This is a genomic window from Synechocystis sp. PCC 7339, assembly GCF_019924095.1.
Taxonomy (GTDB): Bacteria; Cyanobacteriota; Cyanobacteriia; order Cyanobacteriales; family Microcystaceae; genus Synechocystis.
This window is the reverse complement of sequence record NZ_CP063659.1, coordinates 557489-577896: the sequence shown is the minus strand read 5'-3', so window position 1 is coordinate 577896 and position 20408 is coordinate 557489. Positions and strand designations below refer to the sequence as shown.

Annotated in this window: 19 protein-coding genes, 1 tRNA gene and 1 pseudogene; 13 read left to right on the top strand and 8 right to left on the bottom strand. The window is 48.5% G+C overall.

The window, feature by feature from the left end:
- Nucleotides 1–64 precede the first annotated feature (64 nt).
- The 4 genes and pseudogenes from IQE94_RS02670 to gntT all read left to right on the top strand — a co-directional run bounded on the left by IQE94_RS02670 (nt 65) and on the right by gntT (nt 3834).
- Nucleotides 65–1000 (top strand): NAD-dependent epimerase/dehydratase family protein, encoded by a 936-nt coding sequence (locus IQE94_RS02670; RefSeq protein WP_212715964.1) that lies wholly within the window; start codon nt 65–67, stop codon nt 998–1000.
- Between the two features lie 171 nt (nt 1001–1171).
- Nucleotides 1172–1720: a DUF3782 domain-containing protein gene (locus tag IQE94_RS02665; protein ID WP_212715962.1), complete on the top strand. Its 549-nt coding sequence runs from the start codon at nt 1172–1174 to the stop codon at nt 1718–1720.
- A 198-nt stretch (nt 1721–1918) separates the two neighbouring features.
- Nucleotides 1919–2310, top strand: a pseudogene (gene ispF / locus IQE94_RS02660) (2-C-methyl-D-erythritol 2,4-cyclodiphosphate synthase).
- 156 nt (nt 2311–2466) lie between these two features.
- Complete coding sequence (gene gntT, locus IQE94_RS02655) at nt 2467–3834, top strand: guanitoxin biosynthesis MATE family efflux transporter GntT (protein WP_223342661.1); 1368 nt, start codon at nt 2467–2469, stop codon at nt 3832–3834.
- Here the strand turns inward: gntT and crtR are convergent.
- Nucleotides 3827–4768, bottom strand: a complete 942-nt coding sequence (gene crtR / locus IQE94_RS02650; RefSeq protein WP_212715956.1) for a beta-carotene hydroxylase — start codon at nt 4766–4768, stop codon at nt 3827–3829. The genes gntT and crtR overlap by 8 nt on opposite strands.
- A gap of 339 nt (nt 4769–5107) precedes the next feature.
- Between crtR and IQE94_RS02645 the strand changes: the two genes are divergently transcribed.
- From IQE94_RS02645 to IQE94_RS02620, 6 genes are all read left to right on the top strand, one after another.
- On the top strand, nt 5108–5320 hold the full coding sequence (locus tag IQE94_RS02645) for a chlorophyll a/b-binding protein (RefSeq protein WP_010872099.1): 213 nt from the start codon (nt 5108–5110) through the stop codon (nt 5318–5320).
- A gap of 108 nt (nt 5321–5428) precedes the next feature.
- On the top strand, nt 5429–5680 hold the full coding sequence (locus IQE94_RS02640) for a hypothetical protein (protein WP_223342659.1): 252 nt from the start codon (nt 5429–5431) through the stop codon (nt 5678–5680).
- Between the two features lie 234 nt (nt 5681–5914).
- The gene (locus IQE94_RS02635) at nt 5915–6586 is read left to right on the top strand and encodes a sigma-70 family RNA polymerase sigma factor (protein WP_212715955.1); all 672 of its coding nucleotides are present in this window, start codon (nt 5915–5917) and stop codon (nt 6584–6586) included.
- Nucleotides 6587–6772: 186 nt separating this feature from the next.
- The gene (locus IQE94_RS02630) at nt 6773–7315 is read left to right on the top strand and encodes an anti-sigma factor (RefSeq protein ID WP_223342658.1); all 543 of its coding nucleotides are present in this window, start codon (nt 6773–6775) and stop codon (nt 7313–7315) included.
- Nucleotides 7316–7338: 23 nt separating this feature from the next.
- The gene (locus IQE94_RS02625) at nt 7339–8337 is read left to right on the top strand and encodes a permease (protein WP_223342657.1); all 999 of its coding nucleotides are present in this window, start codon (nt 7339–7341) and stop codon (nt 8335–8337) included.
- Between the two features lie 73 nt (nt 8338–8410).
- Nucleotides 8411–8491: transfer RNA gene (locus tag IQE94_RS02620), tRNA-Leu, on the top strand.
- A gap of 114 nt (nt 8492–8605) precedes the next feature.
- Here IQE94_RS02620 and IQE94_RS02615 read toward each other — a convergent pair.
- The 3 genes from IQE94_RS02615 to IQE94_RS02605 form a co-directional block, all read right to left on the bottom strand.
- Nucleotides 8606–9847, bottom strand: coding sequence for a glycosyltransferase family 4 protein (locus IQE94_RS02615; protein ID WP_223342656.1), 1242 nt, complete (start codon nt 9845–9847; stop codon nt 8606–8608).
- Nucleotides 9847–10053 (bottom strand): twin-arginine translocase TatA/TatE family subunit, encoded by a 207-nt coding sequence (locus IQE94_RS02610; RefSeq protein ID WP_212715951.1) that lies wholly within the window; start codon nt 10051–10053, stop codon nt 9847–9849. The genes IQE94_RS02615 and IQE94_RS02610 overlap by 1 nt, the downstream gene beginning before the upstream one ends.
- Before the next feature lie 126 nt (nt 10054–10179).
- Nucleotides 10180–11613, bottom strand: coding sequence for a YdiU family protein (locus IQE94_RS02605; RefSeq protein WP_223342655.1), 1434 nt, complete (start codon nt 11611–11613; stop codon nt 10180–10182).
- 156 nt (nt 11614–11769) lie between these two features.
- Between IQE94_RS02605 and hisF the strand changes: the two genes are divergently transcribed.
- Complete coding sequence (gene hisF / locus IQE94_RS02600) at nt 11770–12567, top strand: imidazole glycerol phosphate synthase subunit HisF (protein WP_212715949.1); 798 nt, start codon at nt 11770–11772, stop codon at nt 12565–12567.
- Between the two features lie 30 nt (nt 12568–12597).
- Here the strand turns inward: hisF and IQE94_RS02595 are convergent, their stop codons facing one another.
- The gene (locus IQE94_RS02595) at nt 12598–13329 is read right to left on the bottom strand and encodes a glycoside hydrolase family protein (RefSeq protein WP_212715948.1); all 732 of its coding nucleotides are present in this window, start codon (nt 13327–13329) and stop codon (nt 12598–12600) included.
- A 272-nt stretch (nt 13330–13601) separates the two neighbouring features.
- On the opposite strand from IQE94_RS02595, the gene ribBA reads away from it, so the two are divergent.
- Nucleotides 13602–15257, top strand: coding sequence for a bifunctional 3,4-dihydroxy-2-butanone-4-phosphate synthase/GTP cyclohydrolase II (ribBA, locus tag IQE94_RS02590; RefSeq protein WP_223343188.1), 1656 nt, complete (start codon nt 13602–13604; stop codon nt 15255–15257).
- Nucleotides 15258–15268: 11 nt separating this feature from the next.
- On the opposite strand, the gene IQE94_RS02585 is transcribed toward ribBA, so the two are convergent.
- Both IQE94_RS02585 and IQE94_RS02580 read right to left on the bottom strand, forming a co-directional pair.
- Nucleotides 15269–15598 (bottom strand): fluorescence recovery protein, encoded by a 330-nt coding sequence (locus tag IQE94_RS02585; RefSeq protein WP_212722170.1) that lies wholly within the window; start codon nt 15596–15598, stop codon nt 15269–15271.
- A gap of 155 nt (nt 15599–15753) precedes the next feature.
- Entirely contained in the window at nt 15754–16707 is a 954-nt protein-coding gene (locus IQE94_RS02580) for an orange carotenoid-binding protein (RefSeq protein WP_223342654.1), read from the bottom strand.
- Nucleotides 16708–17054: 347 nt separating this feature from the next.
- On the opposite strand from IQE94_RS02580, the gene IQE94_RS02575 reads away from it, so the two are divergent.
- Nucleotides 17055–19145 carry an EAL domain-containing protein gene (locus IQE94_RS02575; RefSeq protein ID WP_212715945.1) on the top strand — a complete coding sequence of 697 codons (2091 nt, stop codon included), beginning with the start codon at nt 17055–17057 and terminating at the stop codon, nt 19143–19145.
- Here the strand turns inward: IQE94_RS02575 and IQE94_RS02570 are convergent.
- On the bottom strand, nt 19142–20254 hold the full coding sequence (locus tag IQE94_RS02570) for a TRAP transporter substrate-binding protein (RefSeq protein ID WP_212715944.1): 1113 nt from the start codon (nt 20252–20254) through the stop codon (nt 19142–19144). The two genes, IQE94_RS02575 and IQE94_RS02570, sit on opposite strands and share 4 nt — an antisense overlap.
- Between the last annotated feature and the right edge of the window lie 154 nt (nt 20255–20408).

Sequence of the window (20408 nt, the reverse complement as noted above, 5' to 3'; positions counted from 1 at the left end):
ATTTCGGGGAGGCACAGCCTAGGGGATAATAGGACAGTTGCCATTTGGAGGGAGACAGTAAACCATGCGCATTTTAATTATGGGGGGAACCCGTTTCATCGGTATCCATCTCTGCCGGGTGCTGGTGGCCCAAGGTCATGAAGTGGTGCTGTTTAATCGGGGAAATCGCCCTGATCCCGTCAATGGCCTGGCCCAAATCCATGGCGATCGCCGGGTCCCGGAGCAGTTGCGAGAAAAACTAGAAAAAGAAGAATTTGACGTAATTTTTGACAACAACGGCCGGGAGTTGAGCGACACCCAGCCCCTGGTGGATTTATACAATGGTCGGGTCAAACAATTTGTTTACATGAGTTCCGCCGGTGTGTATCAAGCCTCTTCCCAAATGCCTCACCGGGAGACCGATGCGGTGGATCCCCAAAGTCGTCATAAGGGAAAATTTGAAACGGAACGTTATCTGGCCCAGAGCGGCATTCCCTGGACCGCTATCCGCCCCACCTATATTTATGGCCCCCACAACTACAATGCCCTCGAATCCTGGTTTTTTGACCGTTTAGTGCGGGGTCGAGCCATTCCCATCCCCGGCAATGGTCAATACATCACCCAACTAGGCCATGTGGAAGATTTGGCGATCGCCATGGCCAAAACTATCGTTACCCCAGCGGCGATCGGACAAATTTATAACATCTCCGGCGATCGATACGTCACCATGAATGGTTTGGCCCAAGCCTGTGCCAGTGCGGCGGGCCTTGACCCCCAGGGAGTTAAATTAGTCCACTATGACCCCAAGGATTTTGACTTTGGTAAACGCAAAGCCTTCCCGTTGCGCCAACAACACTTTTTTGCTGATATTCAAAAAGCCCAACACCATTTAGATTGGCATCCCAATTATGATTTAGTAGAAGGCCTAAAAAATAGCTTTCAACTGGATTATCTGCCGTCCAGTAAGGGGGAAGAAAAAGGAGATTTTGACTTAGATGAACAAATCCTAGCTTTTAGTTAACTTACAGCGGTTCGGGTATTTGAGTGACACGGCAAAACTCTTACAGAATGAAAGTGGTTAAGACTGCTTAATGTGTATCAGTCTGGTTCGGAATTTGCTGTAGTTTACTAAATGCCAATGTTTGCAGCATTTTAATTGGTTGACTGTTACTGAACATCAAGGAGGAAAATAGTGGCTACCACTGCCGATGAAGTTTGGACCTTACTGGGGCAGTTAATTGAGTCCCAAAAAGAAACCGATCGCCGCATGAAGGAGACTGATCGTCAAATCAAAGAACTAGGTAAACAAATTGGGGGATTAGGAAAAAAATTTGGTAGTTTTACCGAAGGTTTAGCTCTGCCTTCCATGGAGCGCATTCTGCAAGAGCGTTTTGGCATGGAGGTCATTAGTCCCAGTGTCAGAGCTAGCAAAGGAGGGCAACACCTAGAAATTGACGTTCTAGCCTATGCCAACAGTGACATTAATACTGCTTACGTGGTGGAAGTAAAAAGCCATCCTAGGGAAGAATCCATTACCCAATTGAAAAATTTGCTCCAGAAGTTTCGTATCTTCTTTCCTGAGCATAAAGATAAAAAATTATATGGCATTCTAGTGGCGGTAGATTGGTCAGGTGACTTAAAGCAACAGGCATTACGGGAGGGTTTATATGTGGCCCGCATTCACGACGGGGTGTTTGAATTGGCCGAGACTCCAGCTGATTTTCAGCCCAAGCTTTGGTAATGATTTACCCGATCAAATGGGAATTTTGGGCGTTATTTAGTAATTCTAGGTAGCCCGATCATTTTCCACTTTCTCAATCTCAATTTATTTAAACTTACTAATTTTTATGACTGCTCTCCGCATCGGCAACGGCTACGATATCCACCGCCTCGTAGGCGATCGCCCCTTGATTTTGGGGGGGTTACCATTGCTCACCATTTGGGGCTAGATGGCCACAGCGATGCCGACGTGTTGACCCATGCCTTAATGGATGCCCTCCTAGGAGCGTTGAGTTTGGGGGACATTGGCCACTACTTCCCCCCAGCGATGCCCAGTGGCAGGGGGCCGACAGCCTCAAACTTTTGGCCCAGGTTAATCAACTCATCATTGAACGGGGTTGGCGCATTAATAATCTGGATAACGTGATTGTGGCAGAACAACCCAAACTTAAACCCCACATCCAGGCCATGAAGGAAAATTTAGCTAAAGTTTTGGTCATTGATCCAGACTTGATTGGCATTAAAGCCACTACCAATGAGCGTTTGGGCCCCACAGGAAGGGAGGAAGGCATTGCCGCCTACAGCGTGGCCCTATTGGTCAAAGAGGGATAAACACCGGACCATAGGGCAGAAGATCCTCGTCCTATCTATGCCACTGGTAAAGGTTGTTACGGTTTGCCTGTTGCAAAATGTGAGAAGAGCAGTCTAACCTGCCCTGTGAATTTTGACCGCATTTTTGCTTGGCCGCTGACCAGTTTAGAAGTCTCTATGAATCTTGCCCTGCCTAGCCAGTATCAATTTTTGCCCCGTTTTTTTCGCCTAGCCACCATTGCCGTCCTTTCCAATATGATGGTGCCCTTAGCTGGGTTAGTGGACACGGCTTTTTTGGGCCATCTGGAAGACATTGATTATTTAGCGGGGGTGATCCTAGGCTCAATTTTGTTTGATTATCTCTACCGGGTCTTAAAATTTTTACGCACCAGTACCACTGCCCTCACAGCCCAAGCCGTGGGGGAAGAAGACCAAGGGGAAGTATGGGTGGCGGGACTAAGGAGTGCCTTAGTGGCCCTATTGTTGGGACTAGGGATTTTAGCCCTGCAATATCCCTTGCAAAAATTCGGTTTTGCCCTGTTAACGGGGGCTCCGGGGGTAGAACAATCGGGCATGGATTATTTCTACGGCCGCATTTGGGGGGCTCCGGCGGTATTGCTCAATTTTGTGATCCTAGGCTGGCTCTTAGGTCAGGAACGCAACGGCTTAGTTTTGCTCATTTCCCTGGTCGCCAATTTTTCCAACGTTGGCTTGGACTATCTCATGATCAACCGTTGGGGCTGGGCCAGTGCGGGAGCGGGTTGGGCCACTGCTAGTAGTCAGTATTTAGCTCTGGCATTGGGTTTGATCTGCATTGTCGCCTTAGCCAAGAAGGGGAAAGCTAAGGGAGAGTTTAAAGCGGCGATCGCCAAATTATCGGACTGGGAAGCATTACGGTCTACCATCGCCCTGAAAGGAAATATTTTGATCCGCTTTGTGGTCTTGATCACCACCTATTCTTTGTTTACCAATATCAGTTCCAGCTTTGGCACGGAAGTTTTGGCCCAAAATGGTCTGCTGTTGCAAATTGCCCTGCTCAGCCAATTCACCATCCAGGGGGTGGGTATGACCAGCCAAACCCTCACTGGTAATTTCAAGAGTAAAGGAGACTATCAATTATTATTGCCGGTTTTACTCACCGCCATTAGCACCACCTTAGTTATGGCCCTGGGATTTGCCGCCGTGGCGATCGCCTTCCCTGAAACCCTATTTGGACTGTTAACCAACCACGCCGAAATCAACGACAGCGTCCGTCAATACACCATCTGGCTGATTCCCCTGTTGGAGAGCACCGCCCTCGCCTTTATGCTGGAAGGCTATTTCATCGGGCTTAAAGCTTCCCAACCCCTGAGGAACGGAGTACTGTTTGCCTTCTTCCTGATCTATCTGCCCTGCCTTGGACTAGCCATTTGGCAACAGAGCAACAACCTACTCTGGTTTTCCCTTGTCTCCTACATGCTGGGGCTAGTGATTTATCTGGGCTGGCAATTAATTACCCGATTTTCGCCGCAAATTTTAGCATTGGAAGCCAAACAGCCTAGCTAAGTTTGTCGGAGGACTGGGAACCATGGTGACCGTGGAAGCGAATACCAAGGAAAACGTCATAGAGGAAGCTCCAGAAATTTTTCCCTTCCAACAACCCCAGGGACTGGGCACAGCCCTTCTCATCCAAAATTGGCTTGGTGATGTGATAGGTATTTTGGTAGTGGTACCAAGGAATAGAAGGCCACAGGTGGTGGATGAGGTGGTAATTTTGCCCGAAAATAAGCCAATTCAAAATGAGACTAGGATAAACCCGGGCATTCTTCCAGCGGTTCCGTTCCTGAAAAGGCCGGTGGGGCAAGTAATCAAAAAATAGTCCCAGGGCAATGCCGACAATCAAAGCCGGTACAAACCAATAGTTCATTACAAAGCCGATAAAACCGTAATGAATGCCGAGAAAAACAATAGTGAACAACACCAGCCGACTTAAAAACCACTCCAGCAACTCATACTTACGCCATAGTTGCCGCTTAAAGAAAAAGATCTCATGGTAGAAAAACCGGGCCGCAATCAAAAACAGGGGGCCACCGGTAGAAACAAAATGGTCTGGGTCGTTCTCCGGGTCATTGACGTTGGCATGGTGTTGGAGATGGACCCGGGTAAAGACAGGAAAAGCAAAGCCCAACATTAGAGCACTACCATGGCCGAGCACCGCATTAACAATGGTGTTCCGGTGGGCTGCATTGTGGGACGCATCATGGATTACTGTGCCCGACAGGTGTAACGCCAGCACTGAACAACAAAAGCAAAGCCAGTGGGGCAGTCCCCATTGCCAGTAGCCAAAAATGTTAGCAAGCATTAAGAGTATGGCTATCCCAAACATGGCTACGTTGGGATTGAAGCCGCCGTCCGCCTGTAAAAATTTCTTTGGGACAGCTTGGGAAACGGTTTGCAGCGGTTGGGTCGCCTGCATTACTATGACGGACTCCTGGCACACGAAATGGGACGCACTTCTGGTCAGTTTATAGCAAAAATGCTGGGGAAAGGAAGACAGTCAGAGAAAAAGCCCAGGACAACAAAGGCGCAGTCCTTGAGCCCTGGCGCCATTGCCTGAGCACACTCGACACCTGCGATATTACGCAAATGTAACGAAAAATATTGACCCTCTCAGAATTTAGGCAAAGCGCCCAAACCCAGCCCAGGCAAGCAATTCGCCAACTCACAAAAAGTTCATTTGGTCAACGGACTTGACAAAAATCTTAACAATACGTTACATTTATTTACATAAGGTTACAAAACAAAAACCTTAAACACCTAAATCAAAGGAGACCAATTTATGACTAGCCGCGGATTTCGCCTCGACCAAGACAACCGTCTCAACAACTTCGCCATTGAACCCCCTGTATACGTTGACAGCAGCGTTCAAGCCGGTTGGACTGAATATGCCGAAAAAATGAATGGTCGCTTTGCCATGATCGGCTTTGTTTCCCTCCTCGCAATGGAAGTAATCACTGGCCACGGCATTGTGGGTTGGTTACTCTCTCTCTAATTAACCGAGTAGATAGCCAAGCAATTTACTGAATCAGGGCTTAGCCCCATCGATCGCCGAAGGAGCATCCTTCACCCCCTGGAAAATGAACAAGTAAGAGGTAAAACTATGAACGCCGACACCGATATTTATCAAAACAAAGATTTATTTGCCCCCGTTGTCTTCCGCAGAGACTTCAACCAATTTGCTCCCATCAATAGCAACCAAGCCTGGTCTTTATTTTTCACCGCCGGGCAGGAAGATAAGCAGTTGGGCAACAGTCCTGAATTGGGCCGCTTTTTCACCAATACCCTCTTAGCCGTTGGGGCTGCCACTTTCATCTGGGGTTACTTCTTCAGTCGTTGGGCTGACTTTCTCTAGGAATATCTGTGGCTCACCGCCCCTAGATTCGCCCCATGGTACCTTCTGCCATAGCACCACTGACACCCCTGGTACCGGGTGTTATTTTTTTGGCAATATGACAATATTTTGTCGGCAGAGGACGGGAAAAATCGACACAGCCAGGTAGAAATTTTAATTTTTTTAGCAAACACCTGTGATTCTAGAAACTCTTACGGTATCCTTACGTCAACTAGCCTATGTGAGGAGTCAGCCGTGTTGGGTAAATCCATGAATCAAGCCGTCAATACCAACTGGGCGATCGAAAGTGGCGGAGGCAAACTAGGTGCCCTGCCCCCGGAATCGTTAACCAATGTTGACCTGATTTTGCTCTGTCAGCAAAAGACCCGCCCCGATAGTACCGCTTTTAATGAGTTGCTGCGGCGTTACCAGTCCCATGTGGATAAAATTCTTTACCACTTGGCCCCCGACTGGCAAGACCGGGCGGATTTAGCCCAGGAGGTTTGGATCCGGGTTTACCGTAACATCCATCGCTTGAACGAACCAGTCAAATTTAAGGGTTGGCTCAGCCGCATTGCCACTAACCTCTTCTACGACGAGTTACGCAAGCGCAAACGGGTTAGTCATCCCATCTCTCTGGATGCCCCCCGGCGCATGGATGACGGCGAAATTGATTGGGACATTGAATCTGATTACCCCAGTCCCGATGAAACTTTATCCACCGCTGAATTTTATGAATGTTTACGTTCGGCAATCAAAGACTTGCCTGAAGCTTTCCGCACCACCATTATCCTCCGGGAAATTGACGGTTTAGCCTACGAGGAGATTGCCGAAATCACTGGGGTTTCCCTCGGGACGGTTAAATCCCGCATCGCCCGGGCCCGGGCAAAGTTGCAGACTTTTTTACAGCCCTATTTGGCTTCCTAAACTGATCCTAAACATTGAATCCTACCTAACTTCCGCCACCAGCAATGGCTTTGATTATTGGTGTTAGTCCCGTCACCCTTGGTTAAGGGAGTGTCCAACTTTGTGAGGAGTGAATCGGCCAAAGTTAATAGCAGACAGCTAATTCACTATTACTTGTCGGTGGAGATTCCCCCGAAGAGGTTTACTATGAATTCAAAATTTGACTTTGATTACCCACGGCAGCCTTGGGATGGAGCTGAGCCTGGGAATGAGGATTTATTGTTTGATGAAAAATTTGAGCTGTTGAGTGCTTACATTGACGGGGAGGTGAGCCCCCAGGAGAGGAAACAGGTACAAGGCTGGATTGATAGTGACCCGGAGTTTAAGCAGACTTACCTGGGCTTGATTCGTTTGCAGAATGCTTTGCCCCAGGTGCCAGTGCCGCCGGTCATTGACACTGACGTATTGACCCAGAAGGTATTTGCCAAGCTGGAGCAGGAAAATCGTTGGCGGGGTATTTGGTTCTGGGGCAGTGTGACTGTCGCCGCAGTGGTGGTGGCCGCCTACTCTAGTATCCTGGGTAAACCCTTGGATCCTTCTCTAAGTCAGGCCAATTTAGACCCGGCAATCGTGGCCATGGATGAAGATCCTTTGATGATTGCAATCCACGAGCCGATGTTTGAAGTGTTAACCAAAGTGGATCCTGGCCATGGTTTCCAAAATGGAGGAGCGAAACAAGGGGTGGATTAATTTGATTGTTGCTTTGCCCCTGGATGACTAATTTGGCTGCATTGAATCTGTTTTTTAATTTGCTCGGTAGTGCTCTGTTGCTTTCTCTACCGTGGCTCCTTTTGGGAATTATCGTTTCTAGTACTTTCCTAATTTGGACCGATGAGCAAAAATGGGTGGCTAATTTTCCCCGCAATCGTTTGCTCAGTAGTTTAGTCGGGAGCGCCCTCGGTTTTCTGCTACCTCTGGGTGCCTTTGGCAGTGTGCCTTTAGTAAGGCGGTTGCTTTTGCAGGGAGCCCCTATTCCTTTAGCTATCAGCTTTTTAGTGGCGGCGCCCACTTTAAATATCTTTGCTATTGTCAGGGTTTTGTCTTCTCGTCAATCCCAGTACGGTCTAATTTTCCTTTGTATTTCTTTCAGTTGGTTGATGGCGATCGTGATGGGGTTGGTGTTTAGTCCCTATCGACTGGCCCGTCAACAGGCAGAGGAGGAGGGGGAAACGGCCCTGCTCAATATTCCGCTATTGCGGTCGGGGGCTTTAATTATGCTCCAGTCTTCCATGGAGACGTCCCCAAGGCAGGGAGGGCTAGTTTTTGCTAACGGTGTTAATCCTGTGGCTGACTTTTCGTGGCGGCAAAAGTTACATCTTTTCGGCCGTAACATTATTGAGGAATTTCAGGAATTCGGTGGGGTTTTGGTCATCGGCACGGCGATCGCCTGTGGCATTGTCTTTTTCCTTCCCCAAGCATGGCTATTGCAATGGGCAGGGCTGGGGCCCGTGCGGCAAACGGTATTGATGATGGGTTGGTCGTTGATTTTACCCCTGGGAAATTTTAGTAACCCAGATTTATTAGCACCCCTGGGGGAACAACTCTGGCGGGGATCCATGGTTGCCTTTTTACTATGGGGGAGCCTGTTCAATTTACAGACCATTGGGCTCTGGTTAGTGACCTTAAGACTACGCCCCCTGAGCTATTTAGTGTTCTTGGTCGGTTTATCGGTCTTTCTTTTTGCCATGGTGACCAATTACTACTTAAGCTAAGCTCAGTTGTGAAAAAATTTGTCCTTTGAGGGTGTTTAATTGGGGGGATTGCCATGATATTATTACAAGTAACGCGGATGTGGCGGAATTGGTATACGCGCACGTTTGAGGGGCGTGTGGCTTTGCCTTGCGAGTTCGAGTCTCGCCATCCGCATTTTTGCCAATAATATAAAGTGCAACAGAAAATACCCCGCCTTTTCACAAGATTGGTGGAGTTTTCCGTAGGATTATTCACTTTACAAACAAAACAATACAATTTCTCTGCTGGTTAATGCTGGGGAGAAACTAGCTCCCCTAGCCACTGTAGTTGTTGGGGTAGGCAAATAGTCTGTAGGTCATATTTAGCCTGGACTAGGCGGCGGGCATTGGTTCCTAATCTTTGTCTTTCCTCTTTATCTTCTAACAACTGGCAGATGGTTGTGGCGATGGCTGAATAGTCGAAGAAGTCGACCAACCGGCCCGTTTCACCATCGGTAATTACCTCCCGTACCGGGGCGGTGTTACTAGCGACAATGGCACAGCCACAGGCCATGGACTCCAATAAACTCCAGGACAGCACAAAGGGATAACTGAGATAAACATGGACGGTGGAGATTTGTAGCAGATTAATGAAATAGTTGTAGGGAATGGTACCCAGGAAATAGAGGCGGTTTAACTGTTGCGGTGTTAGTTTACCCTTGACTTCCTCAAGAAAAATGTCCCGCCAAGGGCGATCGCCAGGGGGCTTGGCACCATAGCTAACTCCATTGCCCCCCACAATTAAAACCTTGGCATTGGGACGATTAGTGAGAATTTCCGGCAGGGATCGCATAAAACTGTGGTAGCCCCGATAGGGTTCCAAGTTGCGATTGACGAAAGTGATAATCTCGTCATTGCGGTTGAGGTTAATCTGACTATTGAAAGTTAGCCTGGCATTGGCATTAGGGCGTAGCAGATTGGTGTCAATGCCATCATGGATAACCGTCAGCTTAGAGCGGAAAGGTTCGGGAAATGAATCCGCTTGCCATCGAGTGGGGGCCAGTCCACCGTCGGCAATGTCAAAATGAAGGTAATGGTTCAGGTTTTTCCAGCGAATGCGACAAACCTCGGTCTCGTCCATGCTGGCAAATTCCGGGTCAAAGGTGGTGTCGTACCCCGATGCATGGTAGAAAAATTCGCAGTAAATGCCTAGCTTGGTTTCAGTCCACACATCTTTGATCAGCAAACTTTCCCCCCAGCCGGGGTTAGCAATAACAACGTCGGGATTGAAACCCTGTTCTCTCAACTGATAGGCCTGATGAAAAACGGATTCTGCCCGGATAGTTTTGGTCTCAAAGTCCACCAGCCAAGGATGAATGTTTGGGGTACTGCCCCGATTGGGAAAATAGTTGATTAACTTTACTCCTTGCCATTGGGGGGGAGCATTTTTTTGCATGATCATAGCCACCACCTGATGCCCCTGCTGCACTAAGGCAGGAGCCAGATGTTTGAATTGCCCCGGAAAATTTTGGTGAAGAAAAAGAACGTTCATTATTTCTTGCTGGCCGCAGTATCGCTCTCCTCTAGGTCTACATCTACCACTTCAGTGCTATCCACATCCTGGGTCTGTAACTCCTCTTTGAAGCCCCGCAGGGTTTTGCCCAGTGCTCCCCCCAACTCCGGAATTCTCTTGGGACCAAAAATGATGATTACTACCCCTAAAATCAGCAGAATTTCTGGCCAACCTAATCCAAACATTTTTTGCTCCTGGAGGGTCACAACGTCCTCCCATCATACTCTGAAGGTTTACCCAAGTTGAGTTTTCGATGGTTTGACTATCCTCCTCCGGGGCCCTGGCTCCAGGCACTTGCGGCATTAGCCCAATTACTCCCCGGTTTGCAATTTTTTGACTAGTTCATCGAAAGGTTGCCAGTTATCCTCTTCGGCGATCGCCTGCCAAACAGTTTCAATGCGGGGACGGAGTAGATCGGTAAGGGGGGTGGCTTGCTCAAGCACAGTGGGCACTGCCACCAAGGATTCTGGGGACAGTTGCTTCAATGCCTGGTGATAGGTTAGTCGCCAAGTTGACCAATCTGCACCTAGTAAATCAACATTTTCCAAAATTAAATCAGCGTTATCCCGCCAACTGGGGCTGAAATTAAGCCGCAATTGGGTAAAGAAATCCGGGTAGCTCCATTGGCTTTGGGCTAAACACTGCAGGGTTTGACCCACTAATTTTTCCCGTAACTCCGGGTTCAGGCGATCGCCAAGGGTTGGGGAAAGGCCAAGGCGCTGGGCCATCAAAGTGATGTAATGACCTAAATAAATCCTTTCATAGTCTTCCAATACCTCGGCCATGGCTTTACTGGGAACAACAGAAGTCAAGGCCGCTTGCAAACGTTCTAAATTCCAGCGGCACACAGCCGGTTGATTACCAAAACGGTAGCGACCACCATAGTCAAAATAGGCAGCAATGAAATTTAAATCGTAGGTGGGCACAAAACCGTAGGGGCCGTAATCAAAACTTTCCCCCGTGATGGACATGTTGTCGGTGTTCAATACCCCATGGCAAAAGCCCGCCGCCATCCACTGGGCTACTAACTTGGCCACCCGTTCCACCAAAGCTTGGAAAAAGACAATATGGGCTGAACTATCGAGGCTGGGGGCAGAAATCTCTGGGTAGTAGGTCTGGATAACATGATCCAGTAATTGCCGAATCTGTTCTGGTTGGTGGTGGTAATGGAGTCGCTCAAAGGTGCCAAAGCGAATATGGGAGCGGCTAAAGCGGATCATTACCGAAGCCCGGGTAGGGGAAGGTTCATCCCCCCGCCAGAGGGCATCCCCTGTTTCCACCAAACTCAAACAGCGGGAAGTATTAACTCCCAAACGGTGTAGGGCTTCAGCGGCCAACACTTCTCGCACCCCACCTTTGAGGGTTAAACGGCCGTCACCACCCCTGGAGTAGGGAGTCTGACCAGAGCCTTTGGTGCCAAAATCGAATAATTCCCCGTTTACTCCCCGCACTTGGCCGTAGAGGAAACCCCGACCGTCGCCCAAATTGGGGTTATATTCACCAAATTGGTAACCGTGGTAGCGCAGGGCTAAAAATGGTCTTACCCCATGGAATAAACCGAAAGCTTCCACAAAATCATCATCCTTAACCTGACTCGGCTCTAGATCCAACATCGGCAAAAGACGATCATTACGGAATCTCAGTTTATGCTCAGGAAAAGTGGCCGCTGGCACCGCATCGAAAAATTCATTGCCCAAGGATTCTAGGGCTGGTTCGTAGGTTAAATTTAAAAAGGGATTAGTCACAATGGTTGGGCAAAGTGGAGAAAGTTAGACTGAATGGGCCAAGGGGATTGATGGTATTATCCCTATGCCGTCCTCAATTTTGCTAGGTTTTGCATCAACTCTAATCAAATCTAGTCAAAGGTTGGCCGGTGATTATAGTTTTCGGGAAAAATAGCCATGACCTTAGCAAAACGGATTTTGCCTTGTTTAGATGTCAATGCAGGGCGGGTGGTCAAAGGCATCAATTTTGTTGATCTCCAGGATGCAGGGGATCCGGTGGAGTTAGCCCGGGCTTATAACGAAGCGGGGGCGGACGAATTGGTGTTTTTGGACATCACTGCTACCCATGAACAACGGGACACCATCATTGATGTGGTCTATCGCACGGCGGAAGAGGTCTTCATTCCCCTCACAGTGGGCGGTGGCATTTCCACGTTAGAGCATATCAAAAATTTGCTCCGGGCTGGAGCAGATAAGGTGAGTGTGAATTCCTCCGCTGTAAGGGATCCGGATTTTATTAGTCGGGCCAGTGATAGGTTTGGCCGGCAATGTATTGTGGTGGCGATCGATGCCCGTCGTCGGCTAGATGCGGACAATCCTGGGTGGGATGTGTATGTGCGGGGTGGCCGAGAAAATACGGGTTTAGATGCGATCGCCTGGGCAGAGGAAGTGGCCCAACGGGGAGCGGGGGAATTGCTGGTCACTAGCATGGATGGGGATGGTACCCAAGCAGGCTATGATCTAGCCCTCACAGCAGCGATCGCCGAACGAGTGGAAATCCCGGTGATTGCTTCCGGGGGGGCGGGTAATTGTCAGCACGTGTATGAAGCGTTTACGGAAGGTAAGGCTGAAGCGGCGCTGTTGGCTTCCCTGTTGCACTATGGCCAACTAACCATTGGGGAGTTGAAAGCCTTTTTACAGGCGAGACAAATTCCAGTCAGGCACGCTGCGGTCCTTGGCCAAGGGGGTGACTAGAAAAAGATTCCCTGCTTTTGCCAAATGTCCTCAATCCTGGTGATGGTGGGTCAAAAGTAATTCCTCTTCCAACAACCGTTGGTAAAGTTCCGGCAGACGCTTAGTCATGACGTTATCCTCAATACCGTAGCCCAAACTAGTCCAAGTCGGGGAAAGATGGCGCAAAACCTGGTCTAGATTGCCCGCCCGTAATTGGGCCCCAATATCCATTCCCCAGGCCTTGGTATCGGCGAGCCAACGGTAAAGCACTTGGTCTTGGTACTCCGGCTCAAAGCTGTAATTTTTCCAGAGCAAAAATTTCTGGGGCTGGGGATGATATTTACCCGCTTTTTCAGCCCAGGTGGTATTCAAAAATTGGTAACGTCCAGAGGCCGTACTGCAATTGCCTCGATTCGGCCCCATAAAAATTTTGACGCAACGGTTGGGATGTTCGCTCAAGTCCCGCACATGCTGTCCCCCATAAATGACGTTATAGGGCTGGGCTGTGTTGGCTTCACTGGCGCTGATGGTGCGCATTAGGGCCCGTAGATAGGGATCTCCCCCTTCCATCACTAAGGGAGCAATTTCCACTGCACTGGAAAAAGAAGGCAGTTTTAGCCTCGACCAAGGGGACTGCCACAGAGCCATGCCTCCCCAGCCCAACAAAACGGCGATCGCCAGGGTCCAGGGCCAAGGGGAAGCTAACCAATGGCGATTTTTAACCAAGGAAAGGTCGGATGGGGACTGGGAATTGGGGTCAAGTAAAAATTCGCGGTCAATCATGGATGGGGGCCAGCGAAACCAGGGCGCTTTCCATCATAGGACTCCCACCAAGGCAAAATAAGTTTCCTTTTTCCACAGAAATTAATCCTCCAAGGCAATAGAGCCAAGGCATCCCCAGAAAAGCTCTAAAATAGTCAATAGGGCGGGGGTGTTTCGACCAATGGGCGGCCTGTGGCCACCGTGGTCCATTCCCTGCCAACTTCTCTAAGTTTAACTTTTTCCTTTTCTGCACCTTGAACGTTTCTGTCCCCCATGTCCTGTCCGATTTACCGATGTTCGATGCCATTGATGCGGCCCTAGCTGATATTAAAGCGGGCAAGGCCGTGGTGGTGGTGGACGACGAAAATCGGGAAAATGAAGGGGATCTAATTTGTGCGGCCCAATTTGCCACCCCTTCTCTGGTCAACTTTATGGCTGTGGAAGCCCGGGGATTGATCTGCTTGGCCATGACTGGCGATCGCCTGGACGAATTAGATTTGCCCTTGATGGTCAGTAAAAACACTGACAGCAACCAAACCGCTTTCACTGTCAGTATTGATGCGGCTCCCCATCTAGGTGTAACCACAGGTATTTCCGCTGAAGACCGGGCCCGGACGATCCAGATTGCCATTAACCCCGTCACTCGCCCGGAAGATCTTTCTCGCCCTGGGCACATTTTCCCTCTACGGGCCAAAACTGGGGGAGTACTGAAACGGGCTGGCCACACGGAGGCCGCAGTGGACTTATCCCGCTTGGCAGGGCTCTATCCGGCAGGGGTAATTTGCGAAATTCAAAATGCCGACGGCTCCATGGCCCGCTTACCAGAATTGGTGGAGTATGCTCGCAAATATGATCTCAAACTGATCAGCATTGCCGATTTAATCAGTTACCGCCTCCAGCACGACCGTTTTGTGCAACGGGAAACCATTTGTCAGTTTCCCAGCCAGTTTGGGGAGTTTAAGCTCTATGCCTACCGCAATTTATTAGACCAAACAGAACACATTGCCATTGTGAAGGGCGATCCTGCGGCCTTTGGTCAACAGCCGGTGATGGTGCGTATGCACTCAGAATGTTTGACGGGGGATGCCCTGGGGTCCCTCCGTTGTGACTGTCGCATGCAACTGCAAGCGGCCCTTAAAATGCTGGAAAACCACGGCTTGGGAGTGGTGGTTTATCTCCGCCAGGAAGGCCGGGGTATAGGTTTGGTCAACAAGCTCAAAGCCTATTCTCTGCAGGATTTGGGCTACGACACTGTGGAAGCCAACGAACGGCTAGGTTTTCCAGCGGATCTGCGGGATTACGGCATGGGGGCGCAAATGCTCAACGATCTGGGGGTCAAACAAATCCGCTTGATCACCAACAATCCCCGGAAAATTGCCGGACTAAAAGGCTATGGATTGGAAATTGTCGAACGGGTACCCCTGTTAATCGAAGCCAACGACTATAACTCTCATTACCTGACCACCAAAGCGGAAAAATTAGGGCACTGGTTAGTCAAAACCTATCTGCTGGCGATCGCCGTCAAATTTGCTCCCAATTTAGCTTCAGCCCAGCAACGGTACGAAAAATTAGAAAAAATCCGGGCCCTATTGCAGGGAACTCCCCTGATGGTGCATGAAGATAACCGACCCGTGGCGATCGCCCTATTTGGTAAAAACGGTCTCATTTTCCACGTCGGCCTAGACCAAAATTTACCGTCGGGCCAGCCCTGGCAAACAAACTCTCATTCTCCCTACCCTGCTTTGGTGAAAGATTTCCTCGTCCAACTAAAAGAATGGCCAGACCTACAGGCCCTGGCCTTCCTGGTGGCCCAAGGGGAAGACCCCATGGAAACCCTCCAGGTCAGTTTAGATCGGGAAAATTTAGCTTTTGCCGATCTAACTGCTGATGCCCTAGAGCAATGGCAGTGTCAAACGGTTTATACCTATGGCAAAGCTATGGAGCAGTGATTTACCGGGATTCACAGGCGAGCCAAGGCCTTGATTTTAGATTGCTTATCAGGAGCCAAAAACGTTAACTCCTCTGCCTGCACCAGACCTTCCTTCAACAGTTGGGCAAAGACAAAAATAATCACCGACTGGCGATCATCGTATTTCCCATCTATTTCGTGGCGTTTTGCACTCAAAAAATCGTGGAGTTTCCAAAGGTCATCGATCTTCGTAATCTGGGAAGCCTGGGCTTGCACCGTTGCCAACAGCCCATCTAATTCTCTCTCATAGGCCTTTCGGAAAAGGGCGTGGGCAGACTGGGTTTCAGTTTGGGACCAAGGTGCTTCAGCGGTTTGTAACATTAACTTATGATATTGATTTGTAATTATCATTACCATAATAAAAAAAGTGAGCTTGCTCTGCAACGAGAAACCCACATTTATTAGTATTTTGGCTGATTATCCTTCCGCTGATGGTCTTCACCTGGGGGAAAGACAAAAAGCCCAGAGGAGTTATTCTAGCGAGCAAAATTGAGTAATTCTTTAGGGGAAGCCAGCAGGTCGATCGCCACAAAGAAAATTTTTCCTTCGGGGTTGAGGAGGAAACGCCAGGCAATGTTCATGCCCACTTTGCCACCAAACCAAGGAGTTTGCACCTTACCGGTAACTTTAATTTGGGTGAAACCATCTTCTGCCGGTTCAGTAACGCCCCGTTCCGGGATCAATTTCAGGTTTTGGCACTCTTCCTGGAAAAAGCGGAGCACATTTTCTTTGCCAACAATGGGCCGTTGGAAGGGAGGTTGTAGAGCACCGTCGGGGGTAAATAGTTCAATTAAGGTCTCAAAATCATTGGCATTGAGGTTGTCCATGTAATTGAGAACAGTGGCATTGGTTACCCCTTCAATGGAAACTTTAGTGCGGCTGGCGGTGTCTTGGGGAGGAACTATAGACTCGGCAATGCGTTTGGTATCTTGACCAGCAGTGAAGCCCATGTCCACCACCGCGTTCCGTAATACGGTAATCTGTTGACCGGATTCTAAACCTTGGATAGTGGCCAGCACCGCATTGGCGTTGGCGGAGAGTTGGTAGCCAGAGGGGATGGGAGCAACAAAACCCTGTTCCATCAATTCGCCTAGGCGGTACCAAAAGCCTAATTTAATGTTGGGGGACCAACTGGCGTAGGTGCGGCACAGGGGAGTGTCAGCCCGGTTGGCCAAGTCACACATGGCCTGGGTTTGTTGGAGGGGGCCCATGGCTTGAATATCCTTGAGGGCATTTTCTGCCAGTTGCATGCTGGCGGCCCCAGGGGCGGCAATGGTGAGGGTTTTACCCATTTCTAGGTAAGCAAACCAAATTAATGCCAACTGATCCTCGGCATTAAGTTGGCTAAAACGGGCGATCGTAGCCGGAACAACGTCCGCAGCTAGGGTGTTAGGGAAAATTCCCCGGGCAGAATCAATGGTGAATGGCATAGGTTTTATACATGAATCAACTTTCCCCAGAATTTACCATGGTTTGGTGGGCCCCTTTGGGATCGGAAAACCGAATGGGAACCAAGATTTTTTCTAAAAATTTGTCCTAGCTTGACAATAATAGGACAAAGAATATAGTGGCTGAATAATTATTGTATAGGCTACCATTGGTTGAGGAAATTAAATGATGGCAGCAATGGATACAAATCAGATTGTTCTCTTACTTATTTACCCTTAGTGGTAGCTGGTTGGGGTGGTGATCAATAATTGCTCGGTAATTACAACAATGATCACTGTCTAGGACTATATTTTCTTCAGGCTCGACTTTTTTCCCTTGTAACGCTCCTATGCTTTATCAATTGGTTGTTGATTCGCCCTCGTTTAAGAAGGTCATTCGTTTACAAAATTCTTGTTATTCCATTGGCCGCCATCCGAGCAACACCATTGTTATTCCTTCCCCTCAAATTTCCCGCCGTCACGCCACCCTAATCAAAAAAATTAATCCTAATCTAGATATTTCCTTCCATATCATTGATGGCGATTTAGAAGGTCATCGCAGTCGCAATGGAGTGTGGGTTAATGGTGAATCCCATTTAGATTATGAGTTGGTACACGGGGACGTCATCGCCCTATCGGAAGATATTCAAATCTTCTATCAGGCCATCCCCACTGACCCCAAAGATACTATCTCCGGCGGCGGCGATCGCCAGCGGCTAACCCCGGATCTGTCGGAGCATTTCCCCCAGGAACAATGGGATATTACTCTGATCGGACACGAGGATGACCTGTCCCAACTGAGCCACGAACAATTGTCTAAGCTAGCCGCTTGTATTGAATATAGTCCCTACCCCATGGTGGAGATCGATTACTTCGGTAACTTGACCTATTTGAACACTGCTACTAAGGAAAAATTCCCCTCCATTCGGGAAAATTCCATGACCCATCCCCTGCTCAGAGATATTATTCCCCAACGGGAAGACGCTCCCACTTACTATATACGCACTAGAGAGGTACAAATAGGAGATAAGTTTTACGAGCAACATATTCACTACCCTGCCGAAAGTCAATTTATTCGTAGTTATATTTTCGATATCACGGAGCGCAAAGTAATTGAACAATCGATCCATTACCAGGCTTTTTATGATCCCTTAACGGACTTGCCCAACCGCTTTTTGTTCAAGCAAGAATTGGGCAAAGTATTAAGTAACGTTCAAAACCAAAGTAGTGTTTTAGGGTTAGTGCTTTTAGGTTTTCGAGAACTGCAATCTTTAAATGATTTATTGGGGCACAGCGTCGCCGATGAAGTACTCAAAATTATCACTGAGAGATTGTCCGCCCATGTGAGATTAGAAGACTTACTTTGTCGTTGGCGGGGAGATACTTTTGTGCTGTTAATTCAATCCTGCCGTAACCTCGACGAAATTGAAGTTTTTGTGCGACGACTGTTGGCGGTGCTAAAAAGACCATTTTTCATTGCCAATAATCCCCTTTACCTCCAGGGCTATGCGGGCATTGCCTGTTATCCCAACCATGGCGATAACGTGGAAACTTTGCTGAACCGAGTGGGAGTAGCATTAAACGAAGTTAAGGACATCGGCAGTAGGCAATACTGCTTCTATGAAGAGTCCATGAACAGTGACCATTTAGAAAGGATTCAACTGGAGCATGCCCTGCACCAAGCCTTGGAAAAAGATGAATTTTTGCTTTATTACCAACCGATTATTGATGTGCAAGCTGGTCGCCTTTGTGGAGTGGAAGCCCTGATCCGTTGGCAACATCCAATTCAGGGTTTGGTACCCCCAGGTTTGTTCATTGGCTTGCTGGAAACCACTGGCTTAATTATTCCAGTGGGGGAATGGATTATGCGCACAGCTTTTCAACATTTTCATCACTGGGCTCCGGCGGTGGAAGATGATTTTCGCATTGCCATTAATCTTTCTCCCCAACAGTTCCAGGCGCCGGACTTATTGCCAACAATTTTACGCATTTTGGAAGAATCTTCTTTGCCTCCCCATCGCCTTGAGGTGGAAATTACCGAAAACATTGTCATGCAGAATGTCACTGCCACCCAAAATTTGCTCAATGCGCTCCAATCCCAGGGCATTCGGCTTTCCATGGATGATTTTGGCACTGGCTATTCTTCCCTTTCCTATCTCAAAACCTTTCCTTTCAATACCCTAAAGATTGATCGTTCTTTCACTAAGGATATTCTCCACACTCCCAAAGATGCTGCGATTATTCAAGCCATATTGCTGTTGGGCAATGGTTTTAACTTAAACATTATCGCTGAAGGTATAGAAGAGGAATCCCAAGCCCGTTGCCTCTATGATTTAGGCTGTCGAGAAATGCAGGGTTATTGGTTTAGTCATCCCCTTTCAGAAGCAGAAATTACGGCTTTTCTAGCGGAAGGTAATTTTCAAAGATTTTGCCTTGGTTAGGGTGCTTTTTCGACGAATTTTGTATAGCTAAGTTCGTTAATTGCATTCCAACTAAACATTTGGGTACGGAATGTTTGCCATTGTTGGTAAATTTCCTTAAATTGGGCATCTTTGCTGGCAAATTCGGCTAGTAAGGCTTGGGATGTCTCCTGGGCCACTGTTAAAATCTCTGGAGAAAATGATTTGAGAATAGTTCCTCCATCCAGTAATGTTTTCAGGGCAATACTATTAAAAGTTTCATAACGGGATAGCATCAATAGATTGGCACTACGGGCCGCCTCCTGGAAAATAGTTTGATATTCCTGCGGCAATTTCGCCCATTGGCTTTGGTTTACCAATACGTCTAAGCTAGGACCTGGCTCCCACCAACCGGGATAATAGTAGTATTTGGCCGCCTTATTTAGCCCTAACTTTTCGTCGTCGTAGGGCCCTACCCATTCCGCTGCGTCAATGGTGCCCCGGTCTAAGGCTAAAAACAATTCTCCCCCAGGAATTACCTGGACATTGACCCCTAGTTGGGCCATTACCTGTCCTCCCAGGCCGGGAATCCGCATTTTTAAGCCCCGCAAATCCGCTAGGGATTCCACTGGTTTTTTAAACCAACCGGCCATTTGGGCTCCGGTATTACCGGCAGGAAAGTTAATAATGTTAAAATCGCTGTAAACTTTTTGCATCATTTCCAGCCCTCCTCCGGCATAGAGCCAGGCGTTTTGTTGTTGGGCAGTTAAACCAAAGGGCATTACACAGGCAAAGCCCAGGGCCGGATTTTTGCCAATGTAGTAGTAACTGGCGGTATGACCACATTCAACGGTGCCATTTTGCACTGCATCTAGGACTTCTAACCCCGGCACAATTTCCCCGGCGGCGTAGGGGGTGATGCGAAATTTTCCCCCGGTCATGGCGGCGATCGCTTCACAGAAGTCCTGGGCTCCCCCATAGAGAGTATCAAGGGATTTGGGCCAACTGGTGACCATACGCCAGCGAATATTGGGTAGTCCTCCTCCAGTGGTGGCCTGATTATTGGAGGTGGTGGCCTTACCACAGGCAACCAAACTGGCGGCGGTTCCAGCGGCGATCGCCGATTGGCCAAGGAGTTGACGACGTTTCATAGGAGCAGGTCATGAAAGAGATAATCTAAGGGATTTTCCCATAGGTTTGCGGCTATATTGGTTGATGCCAAAAACTTCTCTTTAACTCAGCTTTCTTAATGCGGGAACCGGTATGACTTCAGTTTTGAGTTTTTTTTATCATAATTACCCTAGT

Bases quoted from the DNA above. Each gene is read 5' to 3' on its own strand.
- IQE94_RS02670 (WP_212715964.1), top strand. From the start codon at position 65: ATGCGCATTTTAATTATGGGGGGAACCCGTTTCATCGGTATCCATCTC.
- gntT (WP_223342661.1), top strand. From the start codon at position 2,467: ATGAATCTTGCCCTGCCTAGCCAGTATCAATTTTTGCCCCGTTTTTTT.
- IQE94_RS02645 (WP_010872099.1), top strand. From the start codon at position 5,108: ATGACTAGCCGCGGATTTCGCCTCGACCAAGACAACCGTCTCAACAAC.
- IQE94_RS02640 (WP_223342659.1), top strand. From the start codon at position 5,429: ATGAACGCCGACACCGATATTTATCAAAACAAAGATTTATTTGCCCCC.
- IQE94_RS02630 (WP_223342658.1), top strand. From the start codon at position 6,773: ATGAATTCAAAATTTGACTTTGATTACCCACGGCAGCCTTGGGATGGA.
- IQE94_RS02625 (WP_223342657.1), top strand. From the start codon at position 7,339: ATGACTAATTTGGCTGCATTGAATCTGTTTTTTAATTTGCTCGGTAGT.
- IQE94_RS02615 (WP_223342656.1), bottom strand. From the start codon at position 9,847: ATGAACGTTCTTTTTCTTCACCAAAATTTTCCGGGGCAATTCAAACAT.
- IQE94_RS02610 (WP_212715951.1), bottom strand. From the start codon at position 10,053: ATGTTTGGATTAGGTTGGCCAGAAATTCTGCTGATTTTAGGGGTAGTA.
- hisF (WP_212715949.1), top strand. From the start codon at position 11,770: ATGACCTTAGCAAAACGGATTTTGCCTTGTTTAGATGTCAATGCAGGG.
- IQE94_RS02595 (WP_212715948.1), bottom strand. From the start codon at position 13,329: ATGATTGACCGCGAATTTTTACTTGACCCCAATTCCCAGTCCCCATCC.
- ribBA (WP_223343188.1), top strand. From the start codon at position 13,602: ATGTTCGATGCCATTGATGCGGCCCTAGCTGATATTAAAGCGGGCAAG.
- IQE94_RS02585 (WP_212722170.1), bottom strand. From the start codon at position 15,598: ATGTTACAAACCGCTGAAGCACCTTGGTCCCAAACTGAAACCCAGTCT.
- IQE94_RS02580 (WP_223342654.1), bottom strand. From the start codon at position 16,707: ATGCCATTCACCATTGATTCTGCCCGGGGAATTTTCCCTAACACCCTA.
- IQE94_RS02575 (WP_212715945.1), top strand. From the start codon at position 17,055: ATGCTTTATCAATTGGTTGTTGATTCGCCCTCGTTTAAGAAGGTCATT.
- IQE94_RS02570 (WP_212715944.1), bottom strand. From the start codon at position 20,254: ATGAAACGTCGTCAACTCCTTGGCCAATCGGCGATCGCCGCTGGAACC.